General features: G+C 33.3%; 14 protein-coding genes. 2 read left to right on the forward strand and 12 right to left on the reverse strand.

The features are described from left to right. Positions 1-9: 9 nt before the first annotated feature. From recN to GSY47_RS10940, 7 genes are all read right to left on the reverse strand, one after another. Positions 10-1,662, reverse strand: coding sequence for a DNA repair protein RecN (gene recN / locus GSY47_RS10910; protein WP_179003360.1), 1,653 nt, complete (start codon positions 1,660-1,662; stop codon positions 10-12). Positions 1,663-1,715: 53 nt separating this feature from the next. Next, on the reverse strand, positions 1,716-2,600 hold the full coding sequence (porD, locus tag GSY47_RS10915) for a type IX secretion system protein PorD (RefSeq protein ID WP_179003359.1): 885 nt from the start codon (positions 2,598-2,600) through the stop codon (positions 1,716-1,718). A 72-nt stretch (positions 2,601-2,672) separates the two neighbouring features. Then, positions 2,673-3,884 (reverse strand): bifunctional phosphopantothenoylcysteine decarboxylase/phosphopantothenate--cysteine ligase CoaBC, encoded by a 1,212-nt coding sequence (gene coaBC / locus GSY47_RS10920; RefSeq protein WP_219071260.1) that lies wholly within the window; start codon positions 3,882-3,884, stop codon positions 2,673-2,675. A gap of 7 nt (positions 3,885-3,891) precedes the next feature. Beyond that, positions 3,892-4,209: a DNA-directed RNA polymerase subunit omega gene (locus tag GSY47_RS10925; RefSeq protein ID WP_008463064.1), complete on the reverse strand. Its 318-nt coding sequence runs from the start codon at positions 4,207-4,209 to the stop codon at positions 3,892-3,894. Positions 4,210-4,218: 9 nt separating this feature from the next. Continuing rightward, on the reverse strand, positions 4,219-5,013 hold the full coding sequence (locus GSY47_RS10930; protein ID WP_179003357.1) for an outer membrane protein assembly factor BamD: 795 nt from the start codon (positions 5,011-5,013) through the stop codon (positions 4,219-4,221). A 136-nt stretch (positions 5,014-5,149) separates the two neighbouring features. Beyond that, positions 5,150-6,031 carry a 4-hydroxy-tetrahydrodipicolinate synthase gene (gene dapA / locus GSY47_RS10935; protein ID WP_179003356.1) on the reverse strand — a complete coding sequence of 294 codons (882 nt, stop codon included), beginning with the start codon at positions 6,029-6,031 and terminating at the stop codon, positions 5,150-5,152. A gap of 15 nt (positions 6,032-6,046) precedes the next feature. Next, positions 6,047-6,559, reverse strand: a complete 513-nt coding sequence (locus GSY47_RS10940) for a DUF6913 domain-containing protein (protein WP_179003355.1) — start codon at positions 6,557-6,559, stop codon at positions 6,047-6,049. A 47-nt stretch (positions 6,560-6,606) separates the two neighbouring features. Here GSY47_RS10940 and GSY47_RS10945 point away from each other — a divergent pair, with 47 nt between their 5' ends. Next, on the forward strand, positions 6,607-7,386 hold the full coding sequence (locus tag GSY47_RS10945; RefSeq protein WP_179003354.1) for a 5'-nucleotidase C-terminal domain-containing protein: 780 nt from the start codon (positions 6,607-6,609) through the stop codon (positions 7,384-7,386). Between the two features lie 43 nt (positions 7,387-7,429). Continuing rightward, on the forward strand, positions 7,430-8,341 hold the full coding sequence (locus GSY47_RS10950) for a bifunctional metallophosphatase/5'-nucleotidase (protein WP_179003353.1): 912 nt from the start codon (positions 7,430-7,432) through the stop codon (positions 8,339-8,341). On the opposite strand, the gene GSY47_RS10955 is transcribed toward GSY47_RS10950, so the two are convergent. The 5 genes from GSY47_RS10955 to GSY47_RS10975 form a co-directional block, all read right to left on the reverse strand. Further along, positions 8,328-9,026 (reverse strand): hypothetical protein, encoded by a 699-nt coding sequence (locus GSY47_RS10955; RefSeq protein ID WP_219071261.1) that lies wholly within the window; start codon positions 9,024-9,026, stop codon positions 8,328-8,330. The two genes, GSY47_RS10950 and GSY47_RS10955, sit on opposite strands and share 14 nt — an antisense overlap. Then, complete coding sequence (gene ligA / locus GSY47_RS10960; RefSeq protein WP_179003351.1) at positions 9,013-11,019, reverse strand: NAD-dependent DNA ligase LigA; 2,007 nt, start codon at positions 11,017-11,019, stop codon at positions 9,013-9,015. The genes GSY47_RS10955 and ligA overlap by 14 nt, the downstream gene beginning before the upstream one ends. A 236-nt stretch (positions 11,020-11,255) precedes the next feature. Continuing rightward, positions 11,256-13,193, reverse strand: a complete 1,938-nt coding sequence (locus tag GSY47_RS10965) for an OmpA family protein (protein WP_179003350.1) — start codon at positions 13,191-13,193, stop codon at positions 11,256-11,258. Positions 13,194-13,204: 11 nt separating this feature from the next. Then, a complete protein-coding gene (locus GSY47_RS10970) occupies positions 13,205-14,137 on the reverse strand; it encodes a PorP/SprF family type IX secretion system membrane protein (RefSeq protein WP_219071262.1) in 933 nt (310 codons plus the stop codon). Between the two features lie 47 nt (positions 14,138-14,184). Continuing rightward, on the reverse strand, positions 14,185-17,082 hold a 2,898-nt coding region (locus GSY47_RS10975), incomplete at its 5' end, for an Ig-like domain-containing protein (protein ID WP_219071263.1).

Below are 17,082 nucleotides of genomic sequence, written 5' to 3' on the forward strand. Positions count from 1 at the left end.
TGTGGTATTTTAATTCAATAATTGTTTTGCGTGATTCAAAGCTGAGTCAGAAATATTAGCTCCGGATAACATTTGCGCAATTTCTATAATTCGGTCTTCTTGTGATAATAATTTCAATTCAGACAATGTATCATCACCAACTGTAGATTTAGAAACTTTAAAATGAGAATCCCCTTTTGCTGCAATCTGAGGTAAATGTGTAATGGCAAAAATCTGCATAGCGTTACTCATTTCTTTCATAATCTCTCCCATTCTAATCGCGATTTCTCCAGAGACTCCAGTATCAATTTCATCAAAAATCAAAGTTGGCAGTTTAGAATATTTAGCCAAAATCGCTTTTACAGCCAGCATAATACGAGACATTTCTCCTCCTGAGGCTACTTTTTTCAATAAACCAAAATCAGTTCCCTTATTGGCAGAAAATAAGAATTGCAACTCATCTTTTCCGTTTTGAAAATACGTTTCTGAAGGCGTTAATTCCATTTTAAAGCGAACATTCGGCATTCCTAAAGTTTCTAAAATCGAAATTAACTGCTCTGATAGTCTTGGAATAGCATTTATTCTATTTTGATGAATTTGATTCGCATAATTATCCAATTCAGTCGCTTTTTGCTCAATAATTTTAGATAAAGAAGCAATTTCTTCATCCATATTATCTAATTCCAATAAAGCATTTCCTAAATCGGACTGAATTTGAAGCAACTCATCAACTGAATCTGCTTGATGTTTTTTCTGAAGATTATAAATCAATTGTAATTTTTGATTTACTAATTCTAATTGTGCTGGATCATTTAATAATTTTTCAGAGCAATTTTCCAATTCTTTTGAAACATCATCAAATTCAATAGCAAGACTAGTTATTCTTTCAAATAAATTTTGATATTCTAACGAAAAAGGAGCTACTTTTTGCAAAGCATTTTTAATCTCATTTAGATTATGAAAAACGCCAAACTGTTCTTCATTTGCAATAGCTAAAGATTTATCTAAAGATTCTTTGATTATTTCAACATTATTCAGCTTTTCATAATCAGCTTCCAACTCTTCCTGTTCTCCCGATTTTAATTGTGCAGCCACTAATTCATTCAGCAAAAACGTATTGTATTCCTGCTCTTTTCCAGAATCACTCTGCTTTTTAATCAAAGCATTCCATTTTGATTTATCTGATTTATAAGATTTCAAAAGCTTTTGATATTCTGAAATAATATCCGAATTATCAGCAATAGCATCAATAATCTTAAACTGAACACTTTCGTCTGATAGTTCTTGTGTTTGCTGTTGTGAGTGAATATCAATTAAATACAAACTTAAATCTTGCAGTTCCTGAAGATTAACAGGACTATCATTTATGAAAGCACGCGATTTTCCAGATGGAAGAATTTCACGTCTAATGATTGTTTCATCTTCATAATCCAAATCATTAGCTTCAAAAAAATCTTTTAGATTGTATTTTGAAATTTCAAATTGTGCTTCAATAACACATTTTTCTTCTTTATTTTTTAATGATGTCAGATCGGCTCTTTTTCCTAAAACAAGACCAATTGCACCTAAAATAATTGATTTCCCAGCTCCTGTCTCACCTGTAATTATAGAAAAACCTTTAGAAAAATCTATAGCTAGTTTTTCAATAAGCGCATAATTTTTAATCGACAGTGACGTAATCATAGGGCAATTTTATAAAAATAAAAGTTAGAGAAGTTTTAAAAATGGAGACAGAATCAATATTTAATCTGTGACCATTTTGTAGAATTTAACGGAGAAACTTTATTTAAAACATCTGTTAAATCGGTAACAGTAATACTTGGTCCGCCAGAAAAAATAGACACAATTTCATCTGATTTTGCGTCAAAAAACACTCTGGTTATAAAAGCATTTGGTTTAACCGAATTTAGTTTTCCAATAAGCATTAATGCAGATTTTATCTTTTCTTTAGAGGATTTTAAATCTGAACTCATTCCATCCAAACCTGTGTGATATGCATACATTGTCTGACGTAAATCACTATAAGTTGGAGCAATCATATCATTAATTAAATAGTAACGATTCTGAAGTCCATCTGACTGATTCCAGCCTCTAAATCCGCCTTGCTGTGCAACATTGGCAATATTTTGCGCGGTTTGAAGATATTGATTGCCTGCTCCCATTTGAAAAGTATCAGCATCCATTCCTAAAATCAAATAACAATAAAAAGAGATAACAGAAACTAAATTAGAATCGTAAGTCGTTGGATTGAACAACAATGGCTCATATTCAATATACCTAAAATTAAAATCTTTATCGTTGTAATTTAAAACAGGGGAAGAATAAGTAGAATTAAAAATCAATCTGGACGATTGAACCTGGATAGTTCCTGTAAACTGATCTGAACTGTTCGAAGATAAAGTAATATACATGGAACAGTTTATTCTTTCATTTTGCTTTAAAGGAGACCCTGTCCAGTCTGTTTTATTTATAAATTCAGACAAAGAAGTCTGAAGTGTTTTAAAAACCTGATTATTGGGATTCGTAAGTCGCTCTGTATTAATAGTTACCGTACAGTTTAGCTGTTGTGCTTGCACAAAACCAAAGCTTAAAAATACTAATAGTGTAACTATCTTATTCATACTTATTTACATATTTAATTTTACAAACACAAACAGTTCCCCATTTCTGCTTCCGGCGTATATTTCAAATTTTTATTCTGAAAAATGCAGCATCACCTTATTCAAAATATCAGCCGCTACCGATTCTTTTGATTTTAATTCCATTGGTTCGATTTCAAAATTCTTATCAATAAAGGTTACCTTATTCGTTTCTTTTTTAAAACCTGCTCCTTTATCTTGTAAGGAATTTAAAACAATCAAATCTAAGTTTTTTTTCTGAATTTTCAACTTAGCATTTTCAATTTCATTTTCAGTTTCCAATGCAAAACCAATCAAAAACTGATTTTTTTTGACAGCCCCTAAAGAAGACAAGATATCTTTTGTCTTTTCAAGTTCTATCGAAAACTCTGCATCTGATTTTTTAATTTTTTGAGACGCAACAACTTTTGGTCTGTAATCAGCTACAGCCGCTGCCGCAATAGCCACATCAACATCATTAAAATATAAATGACAAGCATCGTACATTTCTTGAGCAGATACAACATCAACCACTTTAATCGAAGTGTTTTTTGCTTTATAATGTGTTGGTCCTGCAATCAAAAAAACTTCTGCTCCCAGATTTGCTGCTTCATTAGCAATGTCAAATCCCATTTTGCCTGAAGAATGATTTCCTATAAAACGCACAGGATCTATCGCTTCGTATGTTGGTCCAGCAGTAACTAGTATTTTTTTTCCTTTTAAAGGCAGTTTGCTTTCTAAATCAGCCTCAAGAAAAGCAATAATATTTTCTGGTTCCGCCATTCGGCCTTCTCCAGACAAACCACTTGCCAATTCTCCAGTTTCAGCAGGAATCATAATGTTTCCAAACTGTTTTAGAGCATTAAAACTAGCTACTGTTGAAGGATGTTTGTACATATCCAAATCCATTGCTGGTGCAAAGTAGACTGGACATTTAGCAGATAAATAGGCCGCGATTAAAAGATTATCGCAGTTTCCCGTCGTCATTTTAGACAACGTATTGGCAGTCGCAGGCGCAATCAACATAAGATCAGCCCAAAGAGCCAATTCTACGTGATTGTTCCAAACTGCTTCTTCATCATCTTGATTAAAGAAACTTGAATGTACTGGATTTTTTGATAAAGTAGATAATGTAAGCGGGGTTACAAAATCCTTAGAAGCAGGTGTCATTATCACTTGGACATGTGCACCTGCTTTTATAAAAAGTCGTACTAAAGAAGCCGTTTTATACGCAGCGATTCCACCGGAAACTCCCAGTAAAACCTTTTTCCCGTTTAAAACTGACATTGTACTATTATTTGTTTGAACTTCTGTGGTAAGTTTTACCGTCTAACCATTCTTGAACGGCTAAAGCGTGTGGTTTTGGTAATTTCTCGTAGAATTTAGAAACTTCGATTTGCTCTTTATTTTCAAAAACTTCTTCTAGACTATCGTTATAAGTAGCAAATTCTTCTAATTTCTCAGTCAATTCTTTTTTAATCTCAGAGTTAATTTGATTTGCTCTTTTAGCCATAATGGTAATTGCCTCATACACATTTCCTGTTGGCTCTTCAATAACTGTTTTATTGTAAGTTATTGTGTTAACAGGAGCATTCGTCTTTTTTAAATCCATGACTTTTATTTATTTAGTAAATTTTTGTAAATCTGTTTCTACTCTAGCGTTCATTTCGTCCGCTTTTGTTTTATATTTTGTATCGCTTTTAAATTTCATTAAGTTAGCATAAGCTACTTTAGCAACATTTAAACGCTCTTCCATTTTTGAAGGCACACTATTAATTGCCAATTGATATGCTGAATCATATTTGTAAAACAACGCATCTTCTTTAAATGGTGTTCCAGGAAAATCAGCGATAAAATTATCAAATGCTACCAAAGCTGATTTATAATCAGAAATAGTATTATATCCTTTGGCATTTTCGTATGCTTTCTTCTCTAATTTACCATTTAACACCTGAACTGTCTCATTTGCTTGAGCCAAATATTCTGAGTTTGGGTAATTATCAATAAAAGCCTGCAATTTCTCTAGTGCTTTTACTGTATCTGTCTGATCTAAACTATAAACAGGAGCCAATTTCGAGTAACTGTAAGCTCCTAAAAAGGCTGCTTCCTGAACTTTTTCACTTCGAGGGTAACCTGAAACAAAACTTTCAAACTGATAACCAGCTAAATAATATTGTTTTGTTTTGTAATATGATTGAGAAAACATATAAAACAACTTCTCTGCTTGAGGTTTTCCTCTGTAAGAAGGAGCCAACTGCTCAAAAAGACGAATTGCCTTATTATATTTACCAGCATCATACATTTTAGTTGCCATCTCAAATTTAGCTGCAACATCTTCATTTTTTAAAGCTTTTTGATATTCTCCACAAGAAGCAAAAAGGGCAACAACAATTAACAATGATACTATTTTCTTCATTTATTTACTTTTATTATGATCTCTCAGACAATTTGCCAAAACAAAATCACACCGAAGTTTCGGTGGCAAATTTAGTTATTAATTTAGCGACTGCAAAATAATTTTTTAGTATCTTAAAATACTAACACTTTAACAATTATTTAATGCTGTTTTTTACAAACTCATTTAGTCTCTCTGCTAAAGAATCATCTACAGAAACTAATGGAAGACGAACAGTATTATCAGCAATTCCAAGGGCTTGGAAGATTTGTTTGATCCCTGCTGGATTTCCCTGTTCAAAAATCATATCAATACTGTCTGATAAAAAGTAATGTGTTTTGAAAGCATCAGCTGCTTTTTTATTCAATCCTAAACGAATCATTTCTGAAAATTCTTTCGGAAAACCTTGACCAATTACAGAAATTACTCCTGCTCCACCTGCTAAAACGATTGGTAATGCCAGCATATCATCTCCAGAAATTACTAGAAAATCTTTTGGAGCATTTTTAATAATCTGCATAGCTTGAGCCATATCTCCAGCAGCTTCTTTGATGGCAACTACATTTTCAAAATCATTTGCCAAACGAACTACTGTTGACGGAAGCATATTGCTTGATGTTCTTCCTGGGACATTATATAAGATCACAGGAACTGGAGAAGCTTCAGCAATTGCTTTAAAATGCTGATAAATTCCTTCTTGCGTAGGTTTGTTGTAATATGGAGAAACAGATAATATTGCTTCAAAAGCACTAAAATCTCTTGTTTTTAATTCTTCAACAATCTGCATAGTATTATTTCCTCCAACTCCTAAAACTAGAGGCAGTCTTCCTTTATTTACATCGATTACTGTCTTTATAACCAATTCTTTCTCTTCTGCGGTAAGGGTAGCATTTTCTGCTGTTGTTCCCATAACCACAAGATACTCAACTCCTCCATCTATAGAAAAGTTTACAATTCGGTGTAAAGCCTCGATGTCAACTGAAAAATCTTTTTTAAATGGTGTTACTAGTGCAACTCCAGTTCCTATTAATGATTGCATATTTTTAATTATAATTTATTTTATATTTTTTAAATACCTAAACAATTCCGACACGAAAAGTTTATAGTTTTCTAATTCCGTATTAATCATCAAACGATTCAAATTATTGTCGACGGAGCTAAAACCAACTTTAAATTTAGCTTTTGATTTATTAGTCAGCATCATCAAGAATATATTTTCTTCAGTATAATAACTCAACAAAAGATCAAATTTTGAATTTACAAATTCACTCAAAAAGTCTTCCGTAATTTCTCCATTCCAACTAATATGGCTTTTGCCAAAAGTAGGTCTCAAATAAGTATCTTTTTTCTTGAATTTACTGTTGTAAGCAACAATTTTTATGTTTTCTGAAGCAATTCCCTGAATCGTTAATTCCTTAATCAGTGTTTCAGAATGATTAAAACTGCTTTCATCTACCAATAAACCAATCGTTTGAACATTCTTTGAAAAGCCCTCGTTTTTTTGATTACTCAAGTTATTTTTTAATGATTTTTTTACAAAAAATTCCTTTATATAATTCAAAAACATAGTACTTTTACCAGATTACAAAATTAATTATTTAAGTTTCATTTAAAATGGCAAAACTAAAAAAGTATAACGGATTTTTAAAACTTTTTGTTATATTCTTAACACTTTTTTCAATATTCTCCTGTAGTCAGAAAAACTACAATCTAAACAAAATAGAAGGAAAACAGCTTCCAGTTACCGAAAACGCTGGCGAAACGGCAACAATCGAAGCCTTTATTAAACCTTATCGCGATCATATTAATCAAGATTTAGACAACGTTTTAGCGTATTGTCCAGAAACACTTGATAAGAGTACTGGAAAATGGCAGACCAGCATTGGAAGTTTATTAGCCGATATATGTTTACAAAGAGGAAATCTAGTTTTTAAAGCTCGTGAGAAAAAAGATATTGATTTATGTCTTTTAAATCACGGTGGTATTCGTGCTATTCTTCCAAAAGGAAATGTAACAACAAGAACTGCTTTTGAAATTATGCCTTTTGAAAACAATTTGGTTGTTATTGCTTTAAAGGGCGAGCAAATCTTAGATATTGCAGCTTATATAATAAAGGAGAAAAAACCGCAACCATTGTCTGGAATGACTTTTACAATTGCAAAAGACAATACTGCAAAGAATATTATGGTACAAGGAAAACCGCTTGACCTTAATAAAACGTATTATGTAGCTACAAATGATTATTTGGCAAATGGCGGAGACAGTATGACTTTTTTCGCGAAAGGCACTGAGAAATTCGATTTAAACTATAAGCTTAGAAATGTTCTAATTGATTATTTTAAAGAAGTTGACACTGTTGTAGCTCCTAAAAACGTTAGAATTACCGAAGAATAAACCAACAAAAAGAATATTAGCATTCCTGCAAAAAATATACAAAATGAAAAGAAGAGAGTTTATCGAAAAAACAGCAGCGAGTACTGCCCTATTAAGTTTAGGATTGTCTTTGAGCAGTTTTGGAACTAACGATATTAAACATTTAACGATTCTACATACTAACGATGTGCACAGTCATATCGATCCTTTTCCTGCCGATGACCCACGTAATCCAAATAAAGGAGGCGTTTCTCGTCGTGCGGCCTTAATCGAAAGCATTCGTAAAGAAAATCCAAATTTACTTTTATTAGATGCTGGAGACATTTTTCAAGGAACTCCTTATTTTAATTATTATGGAGGTGAATTGGAATTCAAATTAATGAGTATGATGAAGTACGATGCATCTACTATTGGAAATCATGATTTTGATAATGGTTTGGATGGATTATATGCGCAGCTTCCTCACGCTACTTTTGATTTCATCAACTCCAATTATGATTTCAAAAATACCGTTATGGACGGACATGTTAAACCATATAAAATCTTTAATAAAAATGGAATTAAAGTTGGCGTTTTTGGTGTTGGAATTGAATTACAAGGTTTAGTGGATAAAAAATTGTACTTGGAAACAGTTTATAATAATCCTGTTGAGATTGCTCAGGATATGACCAAACTTTTAAAACAAGAACAAAAATGCGATTTAGTAATCTGTCTTTCGCATTTAGGCTACAAATATAAAGATGATCCAGAAAAAATCAGTGATTTGAAATTTGCTGAACAAACTCAGGATATTGATTTAATTATTGGAGGACATACACATACTTTCCTGGACAAACCAACTGTTGTAAAAAACAAAGCGGGGAAAGATGTTCTAGTAAATCAAGTAGGTTGTTACGGAATTAATTTAGGCCGTATTGACTTTTACTTCGATAAAGATAAAGCTCATACCAACCAAGGAACAACTATTGTTGTATAGGTTTCTTTTGAATTCTGGCTTTTTCTAAAAAGTATTCTACCATAAAGAAATAAGCCAGAATTTGAGTTACATCTCGTATTAAAACCAAAACGATAGAATACGAGAAATATTCGTTGAAAATATAAAAGATGTCCGAAAAAATGTAGCTTATTGCCATTAAAGACATTAATAGTGTAATATGAGTTCCTTTTGTAATATAACTTACAAAACAGAAATAACTCATTATACTTAAAACAATACCATAAAAAGTATACAGCAAGTTGAATTTCTTCATATTATCAAGCTGTAAACTCAAAACAGAAATCAAAAGATAGACAATAAAAACTACCACTATAGAAATGGGCAAAATATCACGTTTTGTCAATTTTATTCTATCATGTTCTCTAATAAAAATCGTTACGATTAGAATATAAACAATCAGGAAACTTATTACTATTACTCCGCCAAGTTCAGAACTTTCGATATCCATTAAATCGTAAACTTGTCCAGTAAAGCAGAAAAAGAAAATTACTCCTTCAGTTTTTCCAATTTGAAATTCACTGCTAATTAAAAAGTAGATAAAAATAGCCGGAAGAACAATCGCTTTGGCATAAGTCGCGAAAAAGTCCTGTTGTGCCCAATCAAAAATAATGGTACACAACAAGGCGAAAAAAAACAAAATTAACGACGGTTTATTCGCTTTCATTTAATTTGTTTATAAAATCTTCTTCCGATAATATAGGGATATTTAATTTAGTTGCTTTTTCTAATTTTGCCGGTCCCATATTATCTCCCGCAACGACAAAGTCGGTTTTTGCAGAAATAGAACTTCCTACTTTTCCACCGTTATCTTCTATCGCTTTCTTTAATTCATCTCTTGAAAATTGGCTGAAAACTCCTGAAACAACAAAAGTTTTACCAATAAATTTTTCGGTAGCATTTGGGTTGACTCTTTCTACAATTTCAAATTGTATTCCGTAACTTTTTAGGCGTTCTATAATGATTTTATTTTCTTCGTTTTCAAAGAATTCGATAACACTTTTAGCAATTCTTTCACCAATTTCATCAACTAAAATTAAATCCATTAAAGAAGCCTGACTTAAAGCGTCGATATTTTTATAATGCTTTGCTAATTTTTTAGCTACTGTTTCGCCGACAAAACGAATTCCCAATGCAAACAATACACTTTCAAAAGGAATTTCTTTTGATTTCTGAACTCCATTTACTAGATTTTCAGCCGATTTCTGCGCCATTCTTTCTAAATGCAGAATATCCTCAACTTTTAATTCATATAAATCGGCATAATTATGCACTAAATGATTTTTAAATAATAAAGCAACGGTTTCTCCACCAAGTCCTTCGATATCCATCGCCTTTCTAGAAATATAATGCTGAATTCTTCCGATAATCTGTGGCGGACATCCATAGAAATTTGGACAATAATGATTCGCTTCTCCTTCGTTTCGAACCAATTCTGTCTGGCATTCCGGGCAATGTGTGATGTATTGTGTTGGTTCTGAATTTTCAGGACGCTGCTCTAAATCTACTGCAATAATTTTTGGGATAATTTCTCCTCCTTTTTCAACAAAAACAGTATCATTTATTCTAATATCCAGTTTCTCAATCTGATCTGCATTGTGAAGAGAGGCTCTTTTTACAATCGTTCCCGCGAGCTGTACAGGTTCTAAATTGGCAACAGGCGTAATAGCTCCAGTTCTACCCACCTGATAAGAAATTGATTTTAATTTAGTTGAAACCTGTTCTGATTTGAATTTATAAGCAATTGCCCAACGCGGTGATTTTGCTGTATATCCTAATTCTTCCTGATGCTGAATGCTGTTTACTTTTATCACAACACCATCTGTTTCATAAGGAAGATTATGACGATGTACATCCCAATAGTCAATAAAGTCGAAAACTTCGTGCATGTTATTGACTAATTTTGCTTCATTCGGAACTTTGAATCCCCAGTTTCTCGCTGATTCCAAACCTTCAAACTGAGATTTGAACGGAAGATTATTTCCTGTAACAAAATACAGCAAACATTCTAATGGACGTTTTGCAACCTCAGCACTGTCTTGTAGTTTTAAGCTTCCAGAAGCTGTATTTCTTGGATTTGAATAAGGAGTTTCTCCAATTTCGATTAATTCCTGATTCATTTTTTCGAAACCTTTAAAAGGCAGAATAATTTCACCTCGAATATCAAATTTATCAGGATAATTTCCTTTTAAATGCAGAGGAATCGATTTTATCGTTTTAATATTATTGGTGACCTCATCTCCCTGGAAACCGTCTCCTCGAGTTAACGCCTGAACTAATTTTCCGTTTTCGTAAGTAATACTGATTGAGGCTCCGTCATATTTTAATTCGCAGGTATATTGCAAATTGACATTTCCAAGAACTCTTTGAATACGGTTTTCCCAATCTAAAAGATCATCTTTAGAATAGGAGTTATCTAAAGAATACATTCTGTATTGATGCGCGATTGTTTTAAAATTCTTGGTAATGGCTCCGCCTACTCTTTGTGTCGGCGAATTTTCATCAAAAAACTCTGGATGTTTATTTTCTAAATCCTGAAGTTCTTTCAGTTTTATATCAAAATCATAATCAGAAATTGTGGCATTGTCTAACACATAATAGTTGTAATTGTGTTGGTTAAGTTCATTTCGTAATGTTTGAATAGTCTCTTGAATGCTCATAAAATTCTGTAAATTATAATAGTGATAAACTGAATATCAAAATTAGAACATTTTTTGTTCAAAAGCATAAAAAGTGAAAGTTTTAAAAAATCAAAAATCAGACTGCAAATTCATGCAATCTGATTTTCTCCTTGTCCATTATTCTTAAAAAAGAATTAAAAAAACCAACTTCCAAATGGTTTCGACGTTATATATTTTCAAACTGATAATCAATAAATTACAGCACAAATATAAAACTATTTTTGAATAATGATAAAATCCGAACGTCTATTTAAAACGTGTTCTTCTTCTGTACATTTTACACCATTTTTACATTTATTAATTAGTCGGCTTTCGCCATAACCAATTGCACTTTCAATACGAGAAGGATCAATACCTTGTGACAAGATATAATCTCGAGTCGATTTAGCTCTATTGTCAGACAATTTCAAATTATAAGAATCTTTCCCTCGAGAATCTGTGTGTGATTCAATTTTGATTCTGATGTTTGGAAACTTCTGCATAATGAAAACTACCTTAGTCAATTCTTCAATTGCTTTAGGAGTAATATCATATTTATCGTAGTCAAAATAAATTGGGTTTACATCTACTTTTTCTACTCCTTGTTTTTTGACAACTAAGTCATCATAATTGCTTAATTCAAAATTTACATTTGTAATTTCTCCATCGTTATTGCCAGTTGTTTCAACCGTTTTTTCATCACTGCTATAATTTGGTTTTGCTGCAATCATTTTTACCATTTTATTACAAGGAACTTCTATTGCATATTTCCCATCAAAATTTGTTTTAGTTTCACCTAAAACTTCACTAAAAGAATTATATGCTAGTATTGTTACATCCGTCAAAGGTTTTTTAGTTTTACGATCTACAGCAATTCCAGAAATACTTTGGTTACAAACTGGTTTTCCTTTTACAAAAGAGTAGATATCATCATCGCCTTTACCTCCTGCTCTATTAGAAGAAAAATAACCATAAGTACTTGCTTTGTTAATTATAAAAGAAAAATCGTCTTTGTTACTGTTAACTGGTGCACCTAAATTTTTAGGAACGGTGAAGTTTCCATCTGGGAGGAATTTACTTTCGTAAACATCCAAATCTCCCATTCCATAATGTCCATCAGACGAGAAATATAAAACGCCGTTCTGATAAAATGGAAATACTTCATTACCAATAGTGTTAATTGTAGGCCCTAAATTTAACGGAGAACTCATTGTTCCGTCACCAGCAATTTTTACTACATATAAGTCCGTTTCTCCAAATCCACCTGGCATATCTGAAGCGAAGAAAAGCCATTGTCCATCTTCACTTAAAGAAGGATGTCCAACTGAATAATCATCGCTATCAAAAAATACTTTCTGTGGATTTTCTAATTTATTGTCAACAATTGTTCCTTTAATAATCTGGAAATTATTTACTTTGGCTTCATCCACAACCAATTTATTTTTCTTTACAATATTTGTTGAATAATAAATGGTTTTTCCCTGACTATCAAAACTAGCTGTTGCTTCGTGATACTTCGTCATTACGTTTGGCATAAAAACAGTTTCATTGAACAGACTTCCATCAGCGGGATTTCTTTCAGCTATATACAAGCTCAAAAAAGGTTGATTATTCCAGCTATAAAGTTTTTCGCTAAACTTAGTCGTATCACGTGCAGAAGAAAATACCACCTGATCTTTGAAAAAAGTAGCGCCAAAATCTGATTTACTAGTATTAATATCTAGATTTTTAATAGAATAAAGAGATTTTGCTTTCGCTAAACTGTCCATATATTGCTTTTGGGCAACATAACGGTTAATCTCTTTTTTATCACCTTTTTTATCTAAATATTCTTTGGTAACTCTATCTGCTTCATCATAATCCATAACGGCTTTCATAGACTGGATGTAACGTAGATAGTAAATATCAGTCAAGTTGTTTCCTTGTGCTTCATATAACTTTCGATACCATTTTAATGCATTTCTAGAATCTGAAATGAAATAATAGGAATCGGCGGCATTCTTCAAAGTCTGAGCCGATGGATTTTTTATGTTTTGTAAACATTCTTCATAGGCCTTCGAAGCATCCAAATAGGCGAAGTTTCTAAATAAAGCATCAGCCTGCTTTAAATTGGTTTTTTGAGCGAAACTAAACGTAACGCTCAAAATTAAACTCAGGATATATAGTTTTCTCATAGGTTTTATTTTTAGAAGAATCGAGGAGATTTGATTTTGCTTTGATTTTTCACGAATTGATAACGCAAGATGATCTCATGAGAACCATCGTTGTATTTATTCAATTGACTTACAGTGTAATCAAATGCATATCCGAGATAAAAACTTGGTGCAATTTGAAAACCTGCGAGTATACTCACAGAATCATCTGTTCGATATGCTCCTCCTATGACAAATTTTTCCTGAATCATAAAATTTGCTGATATGTCTGCGGAAATTGGTGCTCCGCTAACTGCTTTTACTAAAAATGCTGGTTTGAATTTTAAATTTGGATTCAAATCAAAAACATAACCTCCCATTAAAAAGAAATGCATACGATCATAATCAATAGATTCCTGAACATCGTCATAATAATCATTTCTAATGAAGTTTGGAACGGAGGCTCCTACATACCATTTATCTGTATAGTAATAAATTCCGGCTCCAATTGCCAATTTCATTTGATTATTAATGTTTTGATTTAACAAAACGTCATCGTTGTCATAATATCTTCCTTTTGACCAATCGATGTTCAGCATTCTTGCTCCTGCTTTTAAACCAAAAGCAAGTCTTTTTTCATATCCTAAAGGCAATGAATAAGAGAAATTTCCATCAAAATACAACTCATTAGAAGGACCTATTTTATCATTAACAACACTCAGTCCTAATCCGATTTTTTCATTTCGAAGAGGCGAGTGAATAGAAAATGACTGCGTTTCTGGAGCGCCATCAATACCAATCCATTGAGAACGATACAAAAGTGCTGCTTCTATGGTTCCGGTAGATCCAGCATACGCTGGATTTACCGCCATAGTGTTATACATATACTGTGTATATTGAGGATCTTGCTGTGCTGTTGCACAAACCGTGATAAGAGAACATATTAAAATGAAATATGTTTCTACTGATTTTATATATAGTTTCATAACGATACTTATTTAGTTTAGTTAATTAGATGATTAATAGAAGTGGCTTATCTCATAATAGATAACCAGCCTTTTTTAACCGTTCCATCTCCGATGGTGATCACATAAAAATAAGTACCTGTTGGCAGCATATCCCCTCTATTAACAACTCCGGATACATTTGCAGTTCCGTTCCAATCATTTTCATAGTGTGTTTTACTGTACACTAATGCTCCGTATCTGTTAAATACTTTCAACTCGTTGTTCGGATAAGATTCGATACAGTCAATTCTGAACAGATCATTTTTACCATCATTATTTGGTGTAAACTCATTGTAAACTGTCAAACAAATTGGTTCTAATGTAACTGAAGCTGAATTGTTCGATGCATCAACATCTAAAGGAGTCGAAGTTTCAACTGTTGCAACGCTAGTATAATTTCCGTTAGGCAATACTTCTGCAACGATTGTCAATACCACGCTTTGTCCTGCATTTAATCTTGGAATTGTCCAAAGTTGCGTGTTTGGATCGTATGTTCCTGAAGTTGTGGATGAACTTACCAATTCTAATCCGCTTGGAAGCAAATTACTCACAATTGTATTGATGAAATCTCCTTCTCCTACATTGTTAACCGTGATTGTAAAGGTTACTTTATCACCAAAATTTGGAGTTGGGTTATCAACTGTATGAGTAATTGTTATATCAGAGCAGCTTGTTACACTAACATTTAATGTTTTCGTTGTTCTTTCATCACAAGTATTGGTATAAGTAACACTAACTGTTCCAGGACCAACATCTGACCAAGAAACTGTAACAGACCCATCTGCTGCACCTCCTCCAGTAACAATTGTACCTCCGTTAATAGTCCATACATAATCAGATTTTCCATTTGCAATTGAATATGTTACACCTTTGAATACACAAGGAGTATCATCTGTTGTTGCGATTTGATACGCAGCATCATTTTCAAACGAAACAGTTATCGCTAATCTTGGTCCGTTATCACAACCATTAGTTGTATTTGCTAAAGCTCCAGCGTAATATGTTGTTGCTGTAAGTGGTGTATTAGCCACTAATGGTGTTCCGCCAGTTGCTGCAGTATACCAAACTACATTTGCTTCATTTACTTGAATATTAGCTAATGTTGGCACCGCAGATAGACAGAATTTCTGAGCCGTGTTTGTCGTTGTAATTACGCTTGGTGTATTTACATTTACAGTAACAGCAAGTCTAACTGGATTTTCACAACCAATCGCACTAGAAACTGCTCCATAATAGATACCTGTTGTTAGCGTTGCAGTTGATGCAAGTGCCGTTCCTCCTGTTGCTGTAGTATACCAAACTACATTTGCTTCGTTCACTTGAATATTAGCAACGGTTGGTGAATTAAGCGTACAGAAGTTCTGAGTCGCATTATTCGTTGTTGGTGTCGCGCTTGGGTTAACAATCGTAACAGCTACTTGTAAACGTGTTGTACTTTCACAACCTGTTGTAGCATCTACAATGTTTCCAAAATAAACTCCAGAAGTCAATAATGTTCCTGCTGGAAGTGCTGTTCCTCCTGTTGCTGCTATATACCAAGTTACATTACTTTCATTTACTTGAATATTCGCTATTGTAGGCGCTGCAGTAGAACAGAAAGTTTGTGCTGCATTATTTGTTGTTGGATTTATTGTGTTTCCAACTGTAACTGCTACTTGTAATCTTATACTGCTTTCACAACCTGTTGCAGGATCTAAAATGGCTCCAAAATAAGTAGCTGTTGTTAACGCTGTTGTCGTAGCTAAAGCAGTTCCTCCAGTTTGAGTTGTATACCAAACTACATTGCTTTCATTTACCTGAATATTAGCAACTGTTGGATTTGTTCCTGAACAGAAAGTTTGTGTCGCTGCATTTGTTGATGGTGTAGCTGGATCAGTTACATTTACTGCAACTTGTAATCTTACTGAACTTTCACAGCCTGCTGCTGGATCTGAAATTGCTGCATAATAGGTGCCGCTTGTTAACGCTGTTGCTGACGGAATCAATGTTCCACCGGTTAAAGCTGTGTACCAAACAATATTACTTTGATTGAATTGAACACTTGCAAATGTTGGTGCATTTACCAAACAGAAGTTTTGAGTTCCTGCTGTTACCAATGTCGGTGTTCCCGGATCACTAACAATTACATCAACTGTTAATCTAGAAGCGCTTTCACAGCCTGTTGCTGGATCTGAAATTGATGCATAATATGTACCGCTTGTTAACGCTGTTGTTGGCGTAATTACTGTTCCGCCTGTCAAAGCTGTATACCAAACTATATTGCCTTGAGTAAACTGAATACTTGCAAAATTCGGCGCATTTACCAAACAGAAGTTTTGAGTTCCTGCTGTTACTAATGTTGGTGTTCCTGGATCATTTACGATTACATCTACTGTTAATCTAGTAGCACTCTCACATCCCGTTGTTGGATCTGAAATTGCTGCGTAATATGTGCCGCTTGTCAAAGCTGTTGTAGATGGAATTAATGTTCCGCTTGTTAATGCTGTATACCAAACTATATTACTTTCGTTAGTTTGAATACTTGCAAACGTTGGTGCATCTTCTAAACAGAAATTTTGTGTTCCCGCTGTTACCAATGTCGGTGTTCCCGGATCATTTACAATTACATCTACTGTTAATCTTGAAGCGCTCTCACAGCCTGTTGCTGGATCTGAGATTGCAGCGAAATATTGTCCTGTTGTCAATGCTGTAGTTGATGGAATCAATGTTCCTCCTGTTAAAGCTGTGTACCAGACAATATTGCTTTGATTGAACTGAACACTTGCAAATGTTGGAGCATTTACCAAACAGAAGTTTTGAGTTCCTGCTGTTACCAGCGTTGGTGTTCCCGGATCACTTACAATTACATCAACTGTTAATCTTGAAGCGCTTTCACAGCCTGTTGCTGGATCTGAAATTGATGCATAATATGTACCGCTTGTTAA

Source organism: Flavobacterium quisquiliarum (assembly GCF_019308285.1).
Lineage (GTDB): Bacteria > Bacteroidota > Bacteroidia > Flavobacteriales > Flavobacteriaceae > Flavobacterium > Flavobacterium quisquiliarum.